Source organism: Nocardia sp. NPDC058497 (genome assembly GCF_042720195.1).
In the GTDB taxonomy this organism is placed as follows: Bacteria; Actinomycetota; Actinomycetes; order Mycobacteriales; family Mycobacteriaceae; genus Nocardia.
This window is the reverse complement of sequence record NZ_JBHXMY010000291.1, coordinates 3,359-7,328: the sequence shown is the minus strand read 5'-3', so window position 1 is coordinate 7,328 and position 3,970 is coordinate 3,359. Positions and strand designations below refer to the sequence as shown.

The 3,970-nt window shown below is 66.2% G+C and carries 5 protein-coding genes and 1 pseudogene; 4 read left to right on the top strand and 2 right to left on the bottom strand.

Annotated features, from left to right (window positions below; translation table 11 throughout):
- Positions 1-163: 163 nt before the first annotated feature.
- From ACFWPJ_RS19520 to ACFWPJ_RS19505, 4 genes are read left to right on the top strand one after another with little or no spacing between them, the layout of a single operon-like run.
- The gene (locus ACFWPJ_RS19520; RefSeq protein ID WP_378853239.1) at positions 164-340 is read left to right on the top strand and encodes a hypothetical protein; all 177 of its coding nucleotides are present in this window, start codon (positions 164-166) and stop codon (positions 338-340) included.
- Entirely contained in the window at positions 340-1,113 is a 774-nt protein-coding gene (locus ACFWPJ_RS19515) for an ESX secretion-associated protein EspG (protein ID WP_378853237.1), read from the top strand. Before ACFWPJ_RS19520 ends, ACFWPJ_RS19515 begins: the two co-directional genes overlap by 1 nt.
- 60 nt (positions 1,114-1,173) lie before the next feature.
- Complete coding sequence (locus ACFWPJ_RS19510) at positions 1,174-1,887, top strand: hypothetical protein (RefSeq protein ID WP_378853235.1); 714 nt, start codon at positions 1,174-1,176, stop codon at positions 1,885-1,887.
- The gene (locus tag ACFWPJ_RS19505; protein WP_378853233.1) at positions 1,868-2,314 is read left to right on the top strand and encodes an XRE family transcriptional regulator; all 447 of its coding nucleotides are present in this window, start codon (positions 1,868-1,870) and stop codon (positions 2,312-2,314) included. Before ACFWPJ_RS19510 ends, ACFWPJ_RS19505 begins: the two co-directional genes overlap by 20 nt.
- A gap of 43 nt (positions 2,315-2,357) precedes the next feature.
- Here ACFWPJ_RS19505 and erm read toward each other — a convergent pair whose 3' ends face one another.
- Together erm and ACFWPJ_RS19495 are read right to left on the bottom strand one after the other, a co-directional pair.
- Positions 2,358-3,098, bottom strand: a complete 741-nt coding sequence (gene erm, locus ACFWPJ_RS19500; protein ID WP_378853241.1) for an ErmE/ErmH/ErmO/ErmR family 23S rRNA (adenine(2058)-N(6))-methyltransferase — start codon at positions 3,096-3,098, stop codon at positions 2,358-2,360.
- 350 nt (positions 3,099-3,448) lie between these two features.
- A pseudogene (locus ACFWPJ_RS19495) lies at positions 3,449-3,970 on the bottom strand (FAD-dependent oxidoreductase); the annotation flags it as partial.

Genomic DNA, 3,970 nt, shown 5'->3' with positions numbered 1-3,970 from the left:
GGGTTCAGGCGCACCGGGCATCGGTAGCCCCGCAGGCGGGTCACCCGGTGCGGGCGTGCCGGGCATCGCCGGTCGCTCTGTCCCCGGAGTCCCTGGCGTCGTGGCGCCGGCAGCGTCCGGATCAGCTGGAGCTTCTGGAGCGGGCACGGGTCGAGGGATGCCGATGGGCGGTATGCCGATGGGCGGCGCGCGTGGTGGCCAACAAGATGAAGAAGGCTCCCGAACCACCCCGGATTACCTGATCAACCAAGCCAACACGGACGAACTCATCGGTGACCAACCGCCGACTGTTGCCGGTGGTGTGATCGGTGCCCATCTCGTGCCGAGGGACCGCAGCTGATGCCATCATGGACATTCGATCCGGAAACCTTTGCTGCCCACTGGTATAGCGATGCGAATGATCGATTCCCTCGCCCCCTGAAGTACCTCAGTCGCTACCGAACCGAAGACGAGTTCAGCCAGTTCCGCAGCCGCGTTCGAGCCGAGGTCCAGCCAAGCGATCGCGAGGAGATCGACCTCGCGATGTTCACTCTGGCGACTGCGCCGATCCGCATCGAAGTCCTCGGCTGCACGGTCCGGCATCGCGCCAGCACCGATGCCGATGACAGCAAGGAGTACCGGATTATCGGTGCCCGCGACCACCACCGCGCTGTGCTGGCGTTCCAAGGTGGTCGGTCGGACGAATATGGCGATTTCAGGCTGCGGCTGTTCGCACCGGACGGACTGCCCGCCCAACTCGACAGCGCCATCCCTGCCTGCGGACCGGGAAAACAGTCACCAGCCACGTTCGATCCCCGAGACCTCGAACCGCGTGACGATGCCTACTTCGATGACGCGGCCCGTGATTCGCCTCGCGAGAAGTATCAGCGCATGCTCGGCACCCGCGGCGATGGCTACGGCATCGCCCGCCTATATGTCGGCATCGGTCAATCTCCGGCGGACCACGCCGGAGTCCTTCGCTGGTTCGATGTCACAAACGACGGTCGCTATACCGAAACCCGCGGGCAGCATGTCAGCGTCCGCGCCGCCACCCGCGACGACCTCACCACCCGTTTTGCTGCTTGGGTCGATCGCGCGGACCGACAATTGAACCAGCAGCCGACGCGCTGGTAACCCTCCGCGCACGGTCAGGATCTAGCGGTCAATAGTTATCACATATGATAAAATTGGTGAATGGTGCGCGATCCGCGTGACGTGAGTGACGAACTGGGCGCCGTGTTGGAATCGGCAGCCCGATTGCAGGTGCTGGTGCCGGACGCGGTTCTGGTCGGCGGCTCGGCGGCCGCACTCTACGCAGGCCACCGCGACTCCTACGATCACGACCATGTCCTGCGCGACCTGCGGGATCGTTTCGACATGGTCCTCGATGCCATCGAGTCCGAGGGGGAGTGGGTAACCAATCGAGTGCGGCCGGGGAAGCTGATACTCGGACGGCTGGGCGATATCGAAGCAGGTGTTCGGCAGCTGATTCGCGCGCGGCCGCTGGAGACGGCCATCGTCGAGCTTCCGTCAGGGCGTGAGTTGTGTGTGCCGACAGTTGCGGAGACGCTGCGTATCAAAGCCTTCCTTATAGTTCGGCGCAATCAAACACGTGACTTCCTCGACGTTGCGGCACTCACCGACGCGATGGGGGTGTCCGAGGCGGCTGCCGTGCTCGCGGACATCGATGAGTACTACGCCGACCAGCGCATCGACGGGGTTCCAGTTTCCTCGCAGGTTGCGCGTCAGCTGGCTGATCCGCGACCTGCCGATTCGTCGGTAACCCAGCAGTTGTCGGCCTATCGCAATCTCGATCGCAAGTGGCACGATTGGAGCACGGTCCGGGATCGATGCCGGGAAGTGGCGATCTCGCTCGCCGGAGGTGAGGATGACGCTCCAGTTTCGTAACCTGAATATTTCGCCGGAAGCGCCGGTGGCGGAGTGGCCGACCGAGGCGGTCCAGACCGCGTTGGAGCGGGGCGATCTCAACGATTGGCGCCGGATCGGTCAGGAATTGCGACGTGACCCATGGGGGCGCATCGCACGCAGGCTGGAAGAAGTTCTGTCGCACAGTCGTCCTTACGGCGTGGCCGAGTTGATGGAAGGCCTGCTCGAGCGGGCTCGGGAGCGCGCAGAGGCCGCGGAGCGCAAGGAGGTCGCCGACGAAGTGCGGCAGGCGGTCACCGACTCTGGTTTGACCAGTGCTGAATTCGCCGCCGCTATCGGCACTTCCGGTTCTCGCCTGTCCACCTATATGACTGGCAAGGTTGTCCCGTCCTCGACGTTGATGGTGCGGATTCGTCGCGTTTCCGATCGATGTCGATCCGTTGCCTGAGCTCGATGCCGCCCCGTGATGTCGGGGCGGCATCGAAATCCGGCTATCGGGTGAGCGCCGAATGCAACGACACCCACTGCTCCGGGTGGACGTATGCGACCACGGTGTCGCGGGCGATCCCCGCTTCGGCCAGGGCCGCGTCCACCCCCTGATAGCGAGTGTGCAGCGACGCGCGCACCGTGCCGCCGATGCCCGAGAATCCGGTGCGCACCAGTTCGGTGTACGAATCACGGTGTGTGACAAGCGGTTCCGGTCGCCGGTCGATCCGCAGGATCGCGGAGTCGACGGCGGGGACCGGCCGGAAGCTGGTCCGGTGCACCTGTCCGCGCAGGCTCCAGTCGAACCACGGCCAGCTCGCCGCGGTCAGCAGACTCCACCGGCCGTAGTCGCCGGTGCGTTTGCGCGCGTATTCCCGCTGTGTGAGCAGGGTCGCCGAAGTGAGTGCCGGTGCGGCCAGGCACCAGTCGACGATCTCTGCGGTGACGGAGAACGGGATATTCCCGACCACGGCGAATGGTGTGCGCGGCGCCTTGGCCTTGGTGAAATCGCCACGCACCACGCGGATTCCGCGTTCGGCGCGGGTGTGCGCCGAGAGCTTGGCCGCCAGCAGAGTATCGATCTCATAGGCGGTGACCTGCGCGCCGCGACCGGCCAGCGCCTGCGTCAGCACGCCCTCGCCCGCGCCCGGTTCGAGCACGGTGCCCGCCGGATCGGCGACCGTCATCATCAGGTCGACGGCAGTCCGGTCCACCAGGAAGTTCTGCGAGAGCGTTCTTCTCGCCAGGTCACGCGTGGTCCGGCCGCCGCTGCGCCCGGTGACCTTGCGCTGCGTGTGTGAGTAGTTTCGGTGTGCAAAATCCTGCGCCACGGCAGTTGCCCCTTCGGGTCATCGAGTCGTCTGAATCTCGATGGGCCCTGGGCGCGCCGGTGGACGCCGATGAAATATCCGCGTCCGCTAGCGGGCCAGAGCCCGGGCGTGGCGGATGCGAATGAACACGTGGCACGACATGCGTTTCACCCTAGGAATGGGGTGCCCGGCGGCGCAACCGAATTTCTGCGCCGGGAGGACATGGCCGGGCCCGATCGGATCGGCGCCGCGCGGAGTCGGCGTCGATCGGATCGGGCGAAGGTCGTCTAGGCGGGTTCGGCGCTCGGCCGGACGCCGGACTTGCGTGCCGCGGCGACCGCTGACGCGACGGCGGTGAGGGCGCTGTTGATGGAGATCTCGCCGCGCATCCCCGGCGCCGCGACCATGTCGCCGGCCAGATACACCCCGTCGCCGCGATCGATAGCGGGCCGGTCGCGCCAGGTCGTGCCCGGCAGATCCAAGGCGCCTGTGCGGCCCTTCGCGGTCGAGGAGCGCTGGAAGGTGGTGCGGGATCGCCGGTCCGGGACGGCGGCATCGGCGAAACGCTCGAGGCGCCGGTGTGCTTCGTCGCGGGATTCGTTGTCGCGCACCGGCATCTGGAGCTGGTACAGGGATTCACCCGCCGGGGCGATCGCGTCGTCCTGCGCCGAGTAGCACTCGTGGAAGCCGCCCTCGTCCAGATCGAAGACGAGGACACGGTCGCGGCGGTACTTCGTCACGCCGAGGTCGAGCAGCGCGGTGAAACCGCCGATGCCGTGCAGAGTGTCGTGGGCGACTGAGGGACAGGG

Coding starts and splice junctions, on each gene's coding strand:
- ACFWPJ_RS19505 (WP_378853233.1), top strand. CDS start 1,868: ATGACGCTCCAGTTTCGTAACCTGAATATTTCGCCGGAAGCGCCGGTG.
- ACFWPJ_RS19515 (WP_378853237.1), top strand. CDS start 340: ATGCCATCATGGACATTCGATCCGGAAACCTTTGCTGCCCACTGGTAT.
- ACFWPJ_RS19510 (WP_378853235.1), top strand. CDS start 1,174: ATGGTGCGCGATCCGCGTGACGTGAGTGACGAACTGGGCGCCGTGTTG.
- ACFWPJ_RS19520 (WP_378853239.1), top strand. CDS start 164: ATGGGCGGTATGCCGATGGGCGGCGCGCGTGGTGGCCAACAAGATGAA.